The sequence below is a fragment of the Nostoc sp. LEGE 12454 genome (genome assembly GCF_056620565.1).
Genome location: NZ_JBWQXL010000025.1, coordinates 66,422 through 82,823 on the forward strand (window position 1 = coordinate 66,422; position 16,402 = coordinate 82,823).

Annotated in this window: 11 protein-coding genes; 4 read left to right on the plus strand and 7 right to left on the minus strand. The window is 42.2% G+C overall.

The window, feature by feature from the left end:
• Positions 1–16: 16 nt before the first annotated feature.
• From AC1F2U_RS23030 to AC1F2U_RS23045, 4 genes are all read right to left on the minus strand, one after another.
• Positions 17–2,215 carry a peptidase domain-containing ABC transporter gene (locus tag AC1F2U_RS23030; RefSeq protein WP_480263205.1) on the minus strand — a complete coding sequence of 733 codons (2,199 nt, stop codon included), beginning with the start codon at positions 2,213–2,215 and terminating at the stop codon, positions 17–19.
• A 269-nt stretch (positions 2,216–2,484) separates the two neighbouring features.
• Positions 2,485–2,850, minus strand: a complete 366-nt coding sequence (locus tag AC1F2U_RS23035; RefSeq protein ID WP_480263206.1) for a beta/gamma crystallin-related protein — start codon at positions 2,848–2,850, stop codon at positions 2,485–2,487.
• Between the two features lie 227 nt (positions 2,851–3,077).
• Positions 3,078–3,434: a hypothetical protein gene (locus AC1F2U_RS23040; RefSeq protein ID WP_480263207.1), complete on the minus strand. Its 357-nt coding sequence runs from the start codon at positions 3,432–3,434 to the stop codon at positions 3,078–3,080.
• 149 nt (positions 3,435–3,583) lie between these two features.
• Positions 3,584–3,940 (minus strand): hypothetical protein, encoded by a 357-nt coding sequence (locus tag AC1F2U_RS23045; protein WP_335123303.1) that lies wholly within the window; start codon positions 3,938–3,940, stop codon positions 3,584–3,586.
• Positions 3,941–4,588: 648 nt separating this feature from the next.
• Between AC1F2U_RS23045 and AC1F2U_RS23050 the strand changes: the two genes are divergently transcribed.
• Positions 4,589–7,519, plus strand: coding sequence for a two-partner secretion domain-containing protein (locus AC1F2U_RS23050; RefSeq protein ID WP_480263208.1), 2,931 nt, complete (start codon positions 4,589–4,591; stop codon positions 7,517–7,519).
• Positions 7,485–10,109 (plus strand): CHAT domain-containing protein, encoded by a 2,625-nt coding sequence (locus AC1F2U_RS23055; protein WP_480263209.1) that lies wholly within the window; start codon positions 7,485–7,487, stop codon positions 10,107–10,109. Before AC1F2U_RS23050 ends, AC1F2U_RS23055 begins: the two co-directional genes overlap by 35 nt.
• Positions 10,110–10,147: 38 nt before the next feature.
• Here AC1F2U_RS23055 and AC1F2U_RS23060 read toward each other — a convergent pair whose 3' ends face one another.
• The 3 genes from AC1F2U_RS23060 to AC1F2U_RS23070 all read right to left on the minus strand — a co-directional run bounded on the left by AC1F2U_RS23060 (position 10,148) and on the right by AC1F2U_RS23070 (position 14,140).
• Positions 10,148–10,987, minus strand: coding sequence for a DUF928 domain-containing protein (locus tag AC1F2U_RS23060; RefSeq protein WP_480263210.1), 840 nt, complete (start codon positions 10,985–10,987; stop codon positions 10,148–10,150).
• A gap of 106 nt (positions 10,988–11,093) precedes the next feature.
• Positions 11,094–13,292 carry a PAS domain S-box protein gene (locus AC1F2U_RS23065; RefSeq protein WP_480263211.1) on the minus strand — a complete coding sequence of 733 codons (2,199 nt, stop codon included), beginning with the start codon at positions 13,290–13,292 and terminating at the stop codon, positions 11,094–11,096.
• A gap of 269 nt (positions 13,293–13,561) precedes the next feature.
• On the minus strand, positions 13,562–14,140 hold the full coding sequence (locus tag AC1F2U_RS23070; protein ID WP_480263212.1) for a Uma2 family endonuclease: 579 nt from the start codon (positions 14,138–14,140) through the stop codon (positions 13,562–13,564).
• A gap of 142 nt (positions 14,141–14,282) precedes the next feature.
• Here AC1F2U_RS23070 and AC1F2U_RS23075 point away from each other — a divergent pair, with 142 nt between their 5' ends.
• Positions 14,283–15,626 carry an adenylosuccinate synthase gene (locus tag AC1F2U_RS23075; RefSeq protein ID WP_480263213.1) on the plus strand — a complete coding sequence of 448 codons (1,344 nt, stop codon included), beginning with the start codon at positions 14,283–14,285 and terminating at the stop codon, positions 15,624–15,626.
• A gap of 91 nt (positions 15,627–15,717) precedes the next feature.
• Entirely contained in the window at positions 15,718–16,335 is a 618-nt protein-coding gene (locus AC1F2U_RS23080; protein WP_480263214.1) for a 50S ribosomal protein L25/general stress protein Ctc, read from the plus strand.
• Positions 16,336–16,402: the final 67 nt, after the last annotated feature.

Consider the following 16,402-nt stretch of genomic DNA (forward strand, 5'->3'; position numbering starts at 1 on the left):
GTCTAATAAACATTAACTAATTCCGAAAAACTAAAGAAGATTTCAATCCATTACCATTATTAGAAGAATACATTTCATCAAGAAAGCTTAAATGCTCTCCAGGGATATGACGTAATTCTTCTGGAGTCCCTTGAATTTTTAAGCGCCCATCTTCAAGCAATACAATCCAATCAGCCCGTTTGATAACTTGAGGACGATGGCTAATCATAATTGTAGTTTTACCTTGACGGTGATTAAGTAATCTATCCAAAACTTGGGTTTCACTTACTGGGTCAAGAGCGCCTGTAGATTCATCTAGAATTAATACAGATGGATCAATCACAATTGCTCTAGCTATAGCTAATCTCTGCCTTTGTCCGCCAGAAATATTTGCACCAAATTCGCCTAAAACAGTTTGATACTTATCGGGTAATTTGCTAATAAATTCATCTGCACCAGCAATTTGGCAAGCAAGGACTATCTCTTCAAAACTAATGTTGGGATAACTGAAGCGAAAATTTTCCACAATCGAACGACTCCAAAAATGAGGTTCTTGAGGAACTAATACGACTTGCTGCCGCAAACATTCTAAAGATAAATCTTGCTGGTTGTATATGCCATAACGAATATTACCAGATTCGACTTGATATAAACCAGTAATTAATTTGCCAAGAGAGCTTTTACCACAGCCCGATTGACCGATTAAGGCTATTACTTTACCACCAGGGATAGTTAAAGAAAAGTTTTCTAACAGGTCAGTTCTACCAGCATGATGAAAGTTAACTTGAGAACAACTAATATCTGCATTGCCAGGAATTTCTGCCCAAGGTTTTTTAAAGTCATTTTCATCTTCTGGGGTAGAATCTATCACTTCTGTCAAGCGTTGAACGACAATTTGAGCAGTGATAAATTCATCAATTAGCCCGACTGCTGACTCTAAAAAGCCAAGAAAGCTACCACTCATACCACTGTACGCCAGCAGTTGACCGATGGATAATGTCTGATTAATCACCAAGCTAGAACCTAACCAGAGTATGCTAATACTCGTCAACTTGGAAAGAATACTAGTGACTGTGCCGCTATAAAGCTCCAACTTCATCGTAGTCCAGTCTAAGTTAGCAAGGCGACCAAAATTTGTCTGATATTCTTGCCAAGCTTGCTCTGTAGCTTGGGTGGTTTTGAGGACTTGAACACCGCGAAAGGTTTCGACTAAAAAGCCTTGATTTTCCGTACCTTTAACGATCAGGCTGCGGGTTTTTTGGCGCAAAGCGGGAAGAAAAAGCAGGTTAACAAAAGTGACGATCGCAAAGGCGGCGAGGGAAGCTAGAGTCAGTTGCCAACTATAGAAGAGCATGAAACCCAAGGAAACCAGAGCCACAAAAAATTCACTGGGTAAACCAAGGACAATTTGGGAAACTAGATTATTGATGGTATGAACATCTGCAATCCGGCTAACGACTTCCCCACTGCGACGTGCTTCAAAATATGATAGGGGTAAGCGCAACAGTTTTCGGCCGTATTCTAGAATTAGTCCGTATTGCAACCGTTGAGCAAAATGACCAATCAGGTGAGATTGTACCAAACCAATGGCACTTTGAATTAGGTTCATGGCGATGACGCCAATTGCCACCGTTGTTAGCAGTTGGGTATCTCCCCGCACTAGCACGTCATCAGTGAGGAGTTGCATCATTAAAGGGGAAGCCAGGGACAACAGCCCGATCGCGAAGTTAATGGCGATCGCCTGAACCAAAAGATTGCGATATGGTAAGACGCGGGCAATAAAGCGCCCAAAGCCGCCAATTTTATCTTCCCCTTGCTCATAGAAGCGGCTATCATCTGGCATCAGCAGCAGCATCACACCATCACTCCAACCCGCGATTAGCTCCTGGGAGGTGAGGTACAAGATGCCGAAGGCAGGGTCAGAGACGACATATTTTTTCCCCTTTTTCCCGTACAATACTACCCAGTGGTAGCCTTTCCAGTGAATGATGGCTGGCATTGGAACTTCATTTAATTTCTCAAGCAGTTCTGGAGTAGCTTGAACTTGACGGGCATTGAATCCCAGGGTTTCTGCTCCCCGCCTTAAACCTAATAGTGTAGTTCCTCGCGTTCCCGTGCCCACTGCTTCTCGCACGCGATTGAGGGCAAAGGTGCGTCCGTAGTATTTAGCGATCGTGGCTAGGCTTGCTGCACCACAATCTTCTTCACTGTGTTGCAATATGCTGTGATATTTCATTGTTTAAAAAATCAGTACCAGCGGCAATTAACAGTACCAGCCGCAGTTAACAAGGGGTGGACAAGTCCGTTTCCTACCTGATAACTGTTAACACCGTTTACGTTTATTTGTGCTATTTTGATATGAATGAAAAAGTAGGAGCGAAAACGACCTTTTTGAGGAACGAAACCCAACATCCCTGCATTTGTTGGGTTAAGCAAAACAAAACCCAACAAAGAGTTAGTATTTTTAACCCCTATTAATGGTGAGGTGTACTAAGCGCTAGGTTATTATGCAAGAGTAGCTTTTACAAAGGAAATGGTATTATTTATAGCTTTTGTAAACCTTGGATACTTACCCGGCCTAAGTGTTATACCTAAACCGCCTTTACCGTTACCGTTTGTCCTTAAATCCCATATACCAGATAAAACCTTAGCTGATGATATTGAATTATTGAACTGACCGGTAAGTTTCTCGCTCAGACCGGCCTTATTAATAGTAAGCAACAAAGATTTTCCCGTAAAGTTAGCACCCAGAAATAATTGAATTTTAGCACCACCCTGAATGGCAGCAGCTTGTTCACAAGTAAGTTCTTGAAGATGTGGACTAAGCTCAATATTGTTCATACTTACTCCGTGGTTGTTGATGTTAGACATTGTTTTTCTCCTAAATTTTAGATTGTGTTTGAACTGAAGGTAATCGCTTGTTTTCTCCCTTATGATTTTTAATTGCTAGCAGTAAAAAAAGTAGGAGCGAAAACGACCTCGCTCCTACAAACTGCAAGAGAAGAATGTTACTCAGCTAAAAGTTTATGTGAGAGCATTCTTTTCTGTTTGAGGTTTTGAAGGATTCGAGTACACGGTATGAAATAGACCAGAACTGATTATGCAGGTTTGACAGACGCGATGTCGTTATTAAAAGGACCAGTGAAGTTACCTTTTGTACCTGCTTTCAGACGCCTTGATTTACCTGTGAAATTCTCACCAGTGTAGGCAATCCAATCTTTTTTACCCGTCACCTCGTACCAAGATGCTCTATTGTTAAAGCTGCCTAAACTGCGTCGTGCGTTTGCGATATTATTTAGCCGCACTCCTTCACCATCCTTCTTATCGGAAAAGTCTAAGGCACCACCACTAATAGTGGCAGCGGCTTCATGGGAAAGGTCTTGCACATCGATGCTGTAGAGGTCTCTGATTTGCTTGTTGTTCATATCTACTCCGTAGTTATTGATGTTAGACATCGTTTTTCCCCTGAGTTTTAGATTGGGGTTTGAACTGAAGGTAAGCTTGTTTTTTTCCTTCTGATTGTTAATTGGTAGCAGTGAGATAAGTTTATTCACGGCTGGAAATCAGAAGTTTTTAGCTTTGCCTTCTGATAACTGATAGCTGATTATGCAGGTCTGGCAGACGCGATGTCGTTGTTAAAAGTACCGTTGAAGTTACCTTTTGTACCTGCTTGCAGACGCCTTGATTTACCTGTGAAATTCACACCAGTGTAGACAATCCAATCTCTTCTACCCGTCACCTCGTACCAAGATGCTTTATTGTTAAAGCTGCGGAAACTGGCTACTGCACGTCCGATATTATTTCGCCGCGCTCCATCACCATTGCTGCCGTCGGAAAGGTCTAAGGCACCACCACTAATAGTGGCAGCGGCTTCATGGGAAAGGTCTTGCACATCGATGCTGTAGAGGTCTTTGATTTGCTTGTTGTTCATATCTACTCCGTGGTTATTGATGTTAGACATTGTTTTTCCTGAGTTTTAGATTGGGGTTTGAACTGAAGGTAAGCTTGTTTTCTTCCTTCTGATTGTTAATTGGTAGCAGTGAGATGAGTTTATTCACGGCTGGGAATCAGAAGTTTTTTAGCTTTACCTTCTGATTGTTAATTGGTAGCAGTGAGATAAGTTTATTCACGGCTGGGAATCAGAAGTTTTTTAGCTTTACCTTCTGATTATTAATTGGTAGCAGTGAGATAAGTTTATTCACCAGGGCAAACGCAGGTAATTTGTGAAACCCTTGTTGTATAAGGATATTGATAAAAAAATCGCCTCAATTATCAAACGCTCAAACCCTTGCTCTGGTTTATTCACTTGATTCAACAGTGCCAATTTGCTAATATCCTCTGTTATGCATAAGTTCATTGTCCTGACACTTACAGGACTAGCCCTTTCAAGGTGACTCGTTAAATATCTTGTTTTTCTTTAGCGCTCTCTGTGCTTCTGTAGTTTATAAGTATTTTATTTAACTACATAGACATAGAAAACACCGAGTAAAGAGCTTAAAAAGTAATTTCTTGACTAAAGTTTTTAGCTACCTTGAAAAAGCTAGTCCTAACACTTTCTACTCAAGATTGAGGCTGAAAACCTAAATTTCCTTTTCTATAAGAGAGTGCAATGTCTTTTAAAACTGCGCCAAACTGGTTACAAGGTCTACTAGGAGTTGCCATTGTCAGTGCAGTTACCTTATATGCAAATATTTCAGTTGCCCAAATCACCCCAGACGGCACTCTGCCAAATAATTCCAATGTCAGATTAGAAGGTAATACCAGCATTATTGAGGGTGGAACCATAAGAGGGGGTAATCTGTTCCACAGCTTTGGGGAGTTCTCTGTTCTCAATGGCAGTACTGCTTTGTTCAATAATTCACTGGATATTCAGAACATCCTGACACGAGTAACAGGTAAGTCAATTTCTAATATAGATGGCTTAATTCGTGCTAACGGTAAAGCCAACTTATTCCTGCTCAATCCTAACGGGATTATTTTTGGTAAAAATGCCAGTTTGAATATCGGCGGTTCCTTTGTCGCCACAACAGCCAATGCCATTGGGTTTGGCAATTTGGGATTTTTCAGCGCCTCAAATCCAGAAGCACCTTCACCCTTGTTAACAGTAAATCCAAATGCCTTATTATTTAATCAAATTGCAGCAGCACCAATTCAAAATAGTTCGACTGCACCAGCAGTAGCTACTCCTGGTGGCGAAGATGCACTTGGTCTACGTGTCCCAGATGGTCGGAGTTTGCTGCTAGTAGGCGGCGATATCAAAATGGATGGTGGAGGATTGAATGCTTTCGGTGGACTCGTCGAGTTAGGTGGGTTAGCTGGTGCGGGAACAGTTGGGTTGAATGGGGATGGTAATAATCTAAGTTTGAGTTTTGCCGATAGTGTAGAAAGAAGCGATGTTTTCCTTAGCAATGGCGCTCTTGTAAATGTGATTGCTGGCGATGGTGGTAGTATCGCGGTTAATGCCCGGAATTTAGAGATGACGGCAGAGAGTGCTCTGTTTGCAGGCATAGACAGTGGACTGGGTTCTGATAATAGTCAGGCGGGAAATATTTCGGTTCATGCCACTGGAGCAATAAACCTTAACAATAGTCAAATTTTCAATTACGTGCAACCAGAAGCAAGAGGACAGGGAGGCGATGTCAATATCAGTGCTAGCACCTTGCGGCTTGAAGGTGGAGCACAGATAGGTACTAGCACTTTCGGTACGGCCAAGGGGGGTAGTTTGACTGTTGATGCCCAAGATGTGCAAATCATTGGTACAAGCGCTGATAGTCAATTTCGCAGTGCCTTGCTTGCTGAGGCACTGCCAAACTCAACAGGGGATGCGGGTGATATAACGCTAAGAACCAATACCTTGCTAGTGCGAGATGGGGCAGAGGTAAGTGCTAGCATTGCCGGTGCGGGCAAGGGGGGAAATTTGAGCGTTGATGCCCAAAATGTGCAGCTGATTGGTACAAGCGCTAATGGTCAGTTTCCTAGTGGCTTGTTTGCTGCTACAACGCCAAATTCAACAGGGGATGCGGGTGATCTAACGCTAAGAACTAATACCTTGCTAGTGCGAGATGCGGCAGTGGTAAGTGCTAACACTTTCGGTAAGGGCAAGGGGGGAAATTTGAGCGTTGATGCCCAAGATGTGCAATTGATTGGTAGAAGCGCTGATGGTCAGTTTGGTAGTGCCTTGTTTGCTAACGCACAGCGAAACTTAACAGGGGATGCGGGTAATCTTACTGTCAAAACCAATACCTTGCTAGTGCGAGATGGCTCACAGGTAGGTACTGCTACTTTCGGTGCGGGCAAGGGGGGTAGTTTGACTGTTGATGCCCAAGATGTGCAAATCATTGGTAGAAGTGCTGATGGTCGGTTTCCTAGTACCTTGTTTGCTTCTGCAGACCGAAACTCAACAGGGGATGCGGGTAGTATAACGCTAAGAACCAATACCTTGTTAGTACGAGATGGGGCAGTGGTACTTACTAGCACTTTCGGTCCAGGCAAGGGGGGTAGTTTGACTGTTGATGCCCAAGATGTGCAATTGATTGGTACAAGCGCTGATGGTCAGGTTTCCAGTGGCTTGTTTGCTTCTGGACAACCAAACTCAACAGGGAATGCGGGTGATATAACGGTGAGAACTAATACCTTGCTAGTGCGAGATAGGGCAGCAGTAACCGTGCAAAGTCTCGGAACAGGAACCGCAGGCAACATGACATTAAATGCTCGCTCTATCCGTTTAAACAACAATGCTATACTCACCGCCAATACACAAAGCCCCCTTGTTGACCCGAATAGGGAGCAAGCGACAATTAACATTAACTCACAAGATTTGATTATAAGTCGCAATAGTATCATCAGAACCAACGCCACAGGAGCAAACGTTATTGGCGGCAACATTAAGATTAATGCTGATGTCCTGGCTGGGTTTCAAAATAGCGACATCACTGCCAAATCTACTGATTTCCGTGGTGGAAATGTCAAAATTAATACTAAAGGTATCTTTGGTCTTCAGTTTCAAGATATCGCTTCCCCAAACACAAGCGACATCACAGCCACCGGAGCAACTCCCGAGTTGAGCGGTAATGTGCAAATCACTACACCTGATATAGACCCCACTCGCGGCTTAGTCGAACTCCCAATTAATCTAGTTGATGCTTCCAGGCAAATTTCTAATGCCTGCACACCTGGAACTCGGCAATTCCAAAATACATTTGTGGCAACAGGACGCGGCGGACTACCCATGAGTCCCACTGAACCATTACAAGATTCAAGTACTGTGTCTGGGTGGGTGAGATTAAGACCAAAATCAGAAAACTTGGCAAACACAACGCCTGTGCCAAAATCAACAGCAGTTTCAACTACTCCCATTGCTGCTACAATTCCAATTGTGGAAGCTTCTGGCTGGGTAATCGATCGCAAGGGAAATATAAAACTAGTAGCACAAGTTCCTCAACTCAACCCCCACAGTCCTTGGCAAACACCTGCTTCCTGTCCTGTATCTCAGGGAGGTGTGGAATATGGCAAAATTTCAGCTGCCAAAGCGAGTAATTAGATTTGCGGTAACTCCTGTACTCCTATTTACCCTTGCTGTTTTCCTGACTATTATCCCTAGCACATTCGCTAAACAACAAGAGACAAATTCACCAGACAGATTTCACATCCAAACCAATAAACCCCCAGCCACAACACCACAGCCACTTCTTGAACAAGGAGAAGCACTTTATCAAGCTGGACGCTTTACTGAAGCTGTAATTATTTTACAACAAGCTGTCCGTACCTCTCAACGAGAAAGCAATAACTTCGCACAAGCCGCAGCGCTAACAAACCTCTCTCTTGTATACCAGCAACTCGGCTCATGGAAAGAAGCTTATGCAACTATTGACAGTAGCTTAAATTTACTTGGCTGGGATGAGATAAATCAAAAGTTAAATGTCAACAATCCAAAATCTGAATTATTAGAAATTCTTGCACAAACTCTAAATATTCAAGGCGAATTGCAACTATCACAGGGACAAACTGATGCATCTGTGAAAACATCACAACAAGCAGAGCAAATCTGGAAGAAATTAAGTGACAATGCCGGAATAACGCGCAGCCGGATTAACCAAGCACAAGCTCTACGAGTTGCTGGTTTTTACCGCCGTAGCTTAGATATATTGAATGAAGTATCCCAACAATTAATTTCCCAACCTGACTCACTTGTAAAATTAACAGCTTTGCGATCGCTTGGCAATGTCTTACAACAATTAGGCGAACTTGAGTCATCCCAGAAAAACTTACAACAAAGCTTAGAAATCGCTCAACGTCTGCAACTGCCTCTAGAAAGTAGTTTGACGGAATTTAGCCTCGGTAATACTGCTAGGTCGCTAAGTAATATTAAGTCTGCGATCGCTCATTATGAAAATGCTGCCAAAATTGCACCAAACTCTCTAGCCAAAGTTCAAGCCCTGATTAATCAGCTGAGTTTGCTGGTCGAAAACCAACGCATCACTGAAGCAAAGTTATTAATACCCACAATCCAATCTCAATTACCTAATCTGCCTACCAATCAAGCTGGTATTTATGCACGGATCAATTTTGCTCAGACTTTGGCCACAATTGGTAACAAAAAAGATATTGCAGAGATTCTGGCAACTAGCGTTCAACAAGCCAAAATCATCGGCGATGAACGTGCCCAATCTTATGCACTGGGCAGCTTGGGAGAAGTTTACGAGCAGAACCAACAATTGCAAGAAGCAAAAGATTTGACGCAGCAAGCGTTGTTTCTAGCGCAAAGAATCGATGCCTCAGATATAGCTTATCGCTTTGAGTGGCAGTTAGGACGCTTACTCAAAGCACAGGGAAATATCCCAGCCGCTATATCTGCTTATGATGCTGCTGTAACAACTCTTCAATCTCTTCGCAGCGATTTAGTTGGAGTTAATCGAGAGGTACAGTTCAATTTTCGCGATCGCATAGAACCTCTTTATCGGCAGTCTGTAGAGTTGATTTTACAAGAGAAAGGACAAGGAAAACCAGATTTAGATAAGGCACGACAGCGAATTGAAGCCTTGCAACTTGCAGAACTCGACAATTTTTTCCGAGAAGCTTGCTTGAGCAACCAATTTGTGGCATTGGACAAATTAGTAGACCAAGACAACCCAAATACTGCTATTTTCTACCCGATTATTTTAGATAACCATTTAGAAATTATTATCAAGCTTCCCAATCAAACATTGATGCATAAAACTTCTCAAGTCAACCGTCAGCAAGTAGAGCAAGTTATTACAAAAATACGAAAGACAATAGTCGAACCCGATGCTAATCAGAAATTTAAAGCAGCTTCTCAAGAGCTTTATAATTGGTTAATCAAACCAGTTGAAACAGACCTTAAAAATAGTAAAGTTAATACTCTAGTCTTTATTCCAGATGGGTTGCTGCGAAATATCCCGATGTCTGCATTATATGATGGCAGAGAGTATTTAGTCCAAAAATACTCTGTAGTTATTAGCCCCGGACTGCAACTATTTACTCCCAAACCTCTAGGACAGAAAAAATTAAATGCCCTTGCTGGAGGACTATCGCAACCATCCAAAAATGAAAAGTTTGCACCGCTTCCCAACGTTAAGGTTGAATTGAAATCAATTCAGGAATCAGGCATATCAACAACTACATTATTGGATAAAAATTTTACTAGTACAAATTTAGCAAAAACCATCAACGCTCAAGCTTTTAGAGTTGTTCACTTGGCAACTCACGGGCAATTTAGCTCTAAAGCAAAAGACACTTTTATCTTAGCAGCTGATGGACGCATCAATGTGAGCGAATTAGATAGCTTGCTCAAAAGTAGAGAGCAAAAACGAACAGAGCCAGTTGAATTACTTGTTTTGAGTGCTTGCGAAACAGCAGCAGGAGATAACCGAGCTGCCTTGGGATTAGCAGGAGTTGCTTTGCGTGCTGGTGCGCGGAGTACTTTAGCCTCCCTATGGCAAATTGGCGATGATTCTACAGCTTTATTTATTGAGGAATTTTACCGCCAGTTAGTGAGTGGTAAAACTACGGCAGAAGCTTTACGCTTTGCTCAATTAAAATTACTTGAAGCTCCTGAATATAACCGTCCGATGTACTGGGCACCCTACGTTATAATTGGTAATTGGTTGTAGAAATATAGGTTTATAGATACTTTACCGGATATGAAATTTTAGCGTGTTGGTAATTTTATTATAGGCATCGTAGCAATATTATCCAAATAGATGGATTGCAATAAACTTTGCCAATCTTTTTCAATATATGCATCATTAGAATTAGAAATGCGTATTTGAGCTAGCATATTTAAAGCGTCAAACCAAATTCCTTTTTCAGCATAGATTATAATTTTTTGCCGAGGCTCATTTACGGCTTCTAATTGTTGCATAACACGCTCATCTAAATTGATTCTTTTAATATCCCCTTCTACATATACAGGAATGCTTGCTGTCTCTTGGTTACAACGTATTTTGAAATACCAGCGATATGTCTTATCTACTTCTAATGAAGCAGTACTAGGGAGAGAAATACCAATGATACTTGGCTTTGAAGGTAGGGCGATCGCATTTCTATAAACATCATTTTCGGCGCTATCCTGTAAGCTAAATTCAGCACTTGAATTAGACAAATCCTTAGTGTAGGGGATGTAAAACCAAAACGTAGGCCGTTCTAAAGTGGTTAGTCCCTCTACAGTCCCGATAATTGACTTGTTTGTCTGTTTGCCAACCTTTTGTTCCTCTTGAAATGGTACTAAGGCAGTGAGCGGGATTGAAACCGCAGGACAATTATCTCGACTACCCATTCCTGCTCTACGCCCAGATACAGGACTTAATGGAGCAGGTGCTTTTGGCAAAATAAAAACTGGTCGAGAAGTAGGTTGTTGAGGTGAAGCAGGTGTTTTAACTGGTTGTGCAGGCTGTTTATTAGTAGCTGGTTGTTTAGTTTGATCTATTACTTGTGCGGAATATTGAGTAGTACTGCTCAAAATCAGAGCAGTTGTTAAGATCCATTTCATTGATTTAATAGGTACGATTTTTGCTTGTTGCTATCGTCATCATAAACTTCACCTTAAATTAAACCTCTGCATGAAAACTTGTATACGAGTTTTATTGTAGATATATTTAGCCATCTTTTATAACTGATTCCAATTCTTGAGACAGCGAATGTGTGTCTCTAAATGTTGAGGCAGGCAAGTACACTGTAAATTGAGTACCTCTGCCTACTTGACTGTAAACATTGACAAAACCACCGTGATTCTTAACAATACCCAACGCCGTAGAAAGTCCTAAACCTGTACCTTTGCCTACCTCTTTGGTAGTGAAAAATGGTTCAAAAATTCTTTGCTGGACTTCTGACGACATCCCCATACCAGTATCAGTCACCACGATCGCAATATAAGAACCCACTTTCGCATCTATATTTATTTGGGCAGAATGTTCGCCAATCACTAGATTTTCCGCCGCAATCCGAAGAATACCGCCATTGGGCATAGCGTCGCGGGCGTTGATTACTAAGTTTATCAATACCTGATGTAGTTGAGTTATATCTCCACGAACGTACCAGAGATTTTTAGGGATATCTATTTGGCAATTAATGGAATTAGGGAATGTTTGAGCAATAATTTGCTCAATTTCTGCCATCAAAGGCTGAATTTCCACAATTGTCCGTTTGCTTTCAATACCCCGTGCAAAAGACAATACTTGTTTAAGCAAATTAGCGCCGCGTTTGACATTATTTTCTAAAGTTTGCAATATTTGCTGACTCTGCGAATCGGGCAATTTCTTCTGCAATAGTTGAACTGACATTAAAATTGGCGATAGTATGTTGTTGAGGTCGTGAGCGATACCGCCAGCTAAAGTACCGATACTCTCCAAACGTTGCGATCGCAGAAGTTGAGCTTCTAGTTGTTTCTGCTGCGTAATCTCAGTGTTCACACTCAAAATGGATTTGGGTTGTCCATTATCATCTAGTATCAGTGTCCACCGACTTTCAACGATAATTACTTTGCCTTCTCTTGTCAGTTGATGCAACTCACCCCGCCACTCACCCGTATTCATCACCTTCAAATAAGCATCTTCTAGCTGTGGTGAATCTTTATACAAAAGTTGCAAAACATTCTTACCCAAAGCGTCTTCAGCCTTCCAGCCATACAGACGTTCAGCACCTTGATTCCAAAACAAGATTTGGTTGTGGATATTCCGCACCAGAATCGCATCAGTTGATACATCCAACAGCGCTGCTTGTTCGCGAATTTTCTGTTCTGCCTGTTTTTGCTGAGTTATATCTCGCGTCAGTGCCAAATGGATGAACGTGCCATCAGATTCGTTACGTAGTGGTACAGCATGAGTTTCTATGTAGCGGCGAGTGCCTTTAAATCCCACGATTTCAAACTCTAAAGTCCTCTTATTACCTTGGCAGACACTTTCATGCAAGTCGGCAAAGGCGGCTCTATACTCTGGCAGAATTACAGCATCAACTGGTTTACCAATCAAGATATCAGCACTTTTTACTTCCATCATTGCCAGCCCTTCTGCATTAATTTCTAAAAGGGTGCCATCTCTGGCAATTAGCTGGATGCATTCTGGTTCTGCATCTATCATGGCGCGTAAACGATTTTCGCTTTGACGTAGGGCCAGTTCTGTCTGCTGAAGTTGCCTGATATAACGCCACAACAAATCATACAGCAACGCCACCAGCACCAAATCCACAATCGCAGCGATAAAAAATGTTACTATCGCCTTTTGGGAATTTGCTTGTGACTGCTGCATTTCCTGCTGTAATAAATTTTCCTCTACCTTCAAAGAGTCGTTAATCAGTTGTTGAATGTCTTTGCCAGTTTGGTTGTCATTATCAGATAATATTTGCTGCCGAACTGCTTCTAATCCCTGGTTTTTTCTAAGGTAAATTTCTTGTTGTAAAATGTTGAGTCTGTTGGTAATTTTCGGCTCCAACAAAGCAATCCACTGCTGCTTTTGACGGTTATTAGCTGTTAAATTTTTGAGAGTCTGAATATTGCTATTTGTTTGTTGATCAGCTGCAAGATAAGTTTGTAAATCAGCCGTATCTGCTGTAATTAAATAACTACGTTGTGCAGTTTCAGTATCTTTGAGTGTAGATTGGATACTTTCAATTTGGGTAATAACTTTATAGGAGTATGTTAGCCATTGCTGATTGTGAATCAGCTTCACAGTGTTGCTATACGAAACTACAGCATTAGTAAATACAACTGCCAATGCTAGGACGAATATTGCTTTCAGCTTTTGGACTCGATACCATTTTTTGCTCATGCGATCGCCCTTTCTGCCGCAGATGCCCTCCATCAGTTAAGATTAAAGATTAAAAACAAATACTGAGAATCTTTTAAGGATTTTGATAACACGGGTATCAAAATATAGTTGTTTACAGTTGTAACTACAAGGATTTTTAAGGATGATGATTTATACATAATACTTACAAATAAATCCGCTAAATTTTAATATAAATTCATTTTGATCTGTAGTATCGCCAATAAAGTTCGGCTCGGATAATTTGCCTATCTATAATATTTGCAGAGACGTTGCAATGCAACATCTCTGATTTGGAATTTTAATTAACCCCACACTATCCGTAAATCCAAAACAAAACCAGGTAATATATTTTCTCCAGACAAGCTAGTGGGAGACTCTAATACTTCTTTTGGTTGTCCTTGTCTATAAATTTCGACGCGACGTGTTTTTCGATCGATTAGCCAACCAAGTCGCACTTTTGCATCCATATATTCGCCCATCTTGGCTTGCGTCTGGCTCAAGCTATCAGATGGAGACATTAGCTCTAAAACAAAATCAGGAGCTATGGGAGGAAATTTCTCGCGCTGTTCGGTACTGAGTGCATTCCATCTTTCTAAATGTATCCAGGATACATCGGGGGAACGGTCTGGACCGTTGGGAAGTTTAAAGCAAGTGGAAGAGTCGAATACTTCTCCGAGTTGGGTTTGTTCGTTCCATAAGACAAATCGGGTAGTAAGTTTGGCATTGCATTTTCCAGTTTCTCCCCCTGTTGGTGGCATTACAATTAATTCTCCCTTGGCGTTGCGCTCAAATTTGACATCAGGATTATCCCGACACAGTTGGTAAAATTGGTCATTGGTAAGTTTGATAACGTTATTAAAGTTGATGGTAATCGCTGTCATAGTAGGGTGACATGATAAATCCACAATGGAATTTGCTGTTAGGGCGCACGTCTGTACGCTCTTACTACAATTAGCTTGACATGATTTAAGCAATGTGTTAATAATTATAGTTTGTGGAAACTTTACTTCTTAATATAAGCTCTTGGCTAACGTCATTGTCATAGGTGCCCAATGGGGCGATGAAGGAAAAGGTAAAATAACTGACTTACTCAGCCGTTCCGCAGATGTTGTGGTGCGTTACCAAGGGGGTGTCAATGCTGGACACACGATTGTAGTTAAAGGTCAGACCTTTAAACTGCACTTGATTCCCTCTGGGATTTTGTATCCAAATACCGATTGCATTATCGGCTGTGGAACAGTGATCGATCCAAAGATTTTGATCGCAGAACTCGACCAACTAAAAGATTTAAATATTTCCACTGACCACCTGCTGATATCTGAGACAGCCCACGTAACGATGCCTTATCATCGATTGATTGACCAGGCATCTGAAGAACGACGGGGAAGCTATAAGATCGGCACAACAGGTCGGGGCATTGGGCCGACTTATGCTGATAAATCTGAACGTACAGGCATTCGGGTTTTAGACTTGATGAACCCGGATGGGCTGCGCGAGCAGTTGGAGTGGACGATTAATTATAAAAACGTCATTTTAGAAAAGCTTTACAACTTGCCACCTCTAAATGCACAAGAGGTGATTGAAGAGTATTTGGGATACGCAGAACGCTTGCGGCCTCACGTTGTTGATACATCGTTGAAAATATCCGATGCAATTCAGCGACGACGCAATATTTTGTTTGAAGGCGCACAAGGTACGCTCCTAGACTTAGATCACGGAACTTATCCTTATGTCACCTCCTCTAACCCTGTGGCAGGGGGCGCTTGCGTTGGTACTGGGGTAGGGCCGACAATGATTGACCGGGTAATTGGGGTGTCAAAAGCCTATACAACCCGTGTCGGAGAGGGGCCATTTCCCACCGAATTGGATGGCGAGTTAGGAGAATTATTGTGCGATCGCGGTGCCGAATTTGGCACAACCACCGGACGCAAACGGCGCTGTGGCTGGTTTGATGCGGTCATCGGTCGCTATGCCGTGCGGATTAACGGCATGGATTGTATGGCGCTGACCAAACTGGATGTTCTTGATGAATTAGAGGAAATCAAAGTTTGTGTCGCTTATGACATAGATGGCCAACGCAGCGAACACTTCCCCACCAGTTCTCGTCAATTTGCTAGATGTCGCCCCATCTACAAAACTTTACCGGGGTGGAAAGTGTCAACAACTGACTGCCGCACCCTAGAAGACTTGCCACAAGCAGCATTGGATTATCTGAAATTCTTAGCCGAATTGATGGAAGTGCCGATCGCGATCGTCTCATTAGGAGCCAGCCGCGATCAAACCATAATCGTAGAAGATCCCATCCACGGGCCCAAACGCGCTTTATTGCACCCCGACGGTACACCTGCTACCCTACTTAGTGCGTAAATTTAGTCATTAGTCATTAGTCATTAATCATTGACAAATGACAAATGACAAATGACAAATGACAACTGACAACTGACAAAGGACAACTTTTATGGCTATTACAGTCGAATCTCAAAAACGTCCAGAAGGCAGCAAGCCAAAAGCTTTGCGCCGTGCTGGATTGATACCTGCTAATTTGTATGGTCATAAGGGTACAGAATCCATTTCTTTGACCATTGAAGCCAAAACTGTTGAGCGTTTGCTCAAAAGAGCTTCCGTCAACAACACCTTGATTGAGTTGAATATTGCTGATGCACCTTGGCGCGGTAAAACCTTGCTGCGGGAACTTCAGATTCATCCAGCCAAAGGTACGCCTTACCACCTCAGCTTTTTTGCAGTTGCTGGCCACGGCGACACCACTGTAGAAGTACGGCTGCGTTTTGTGGGAACTGCTGTTGGTGTTAAACAAGAAGGTGGTTTTTTAGACACTGTTATCACTGAGTTGCAAGTGACCTGTGCGCCAGAAAACATCCCGGAAATAATTGAAATTGATGTCTCTAACCTGCAAATCGGAGACAGCTTGCGTATTCACGAGCTAGTCTTGCCTGAAGGTGTCACAGTTCTTGGCGATCCGGAGCGAGTCGTAGTTAGCGTATCGCAGCCACAAATCAGCGCTGCTGCTGAGGATGAAGCTGAGTCAGAGACTGAAACAACCTCTGAAGCTACGTAAATGTGTAATAATTTTTGATGATAGCCAGGGGGAAACTCCTGGTTTTTTTGTATTTGAACCGCAAAGA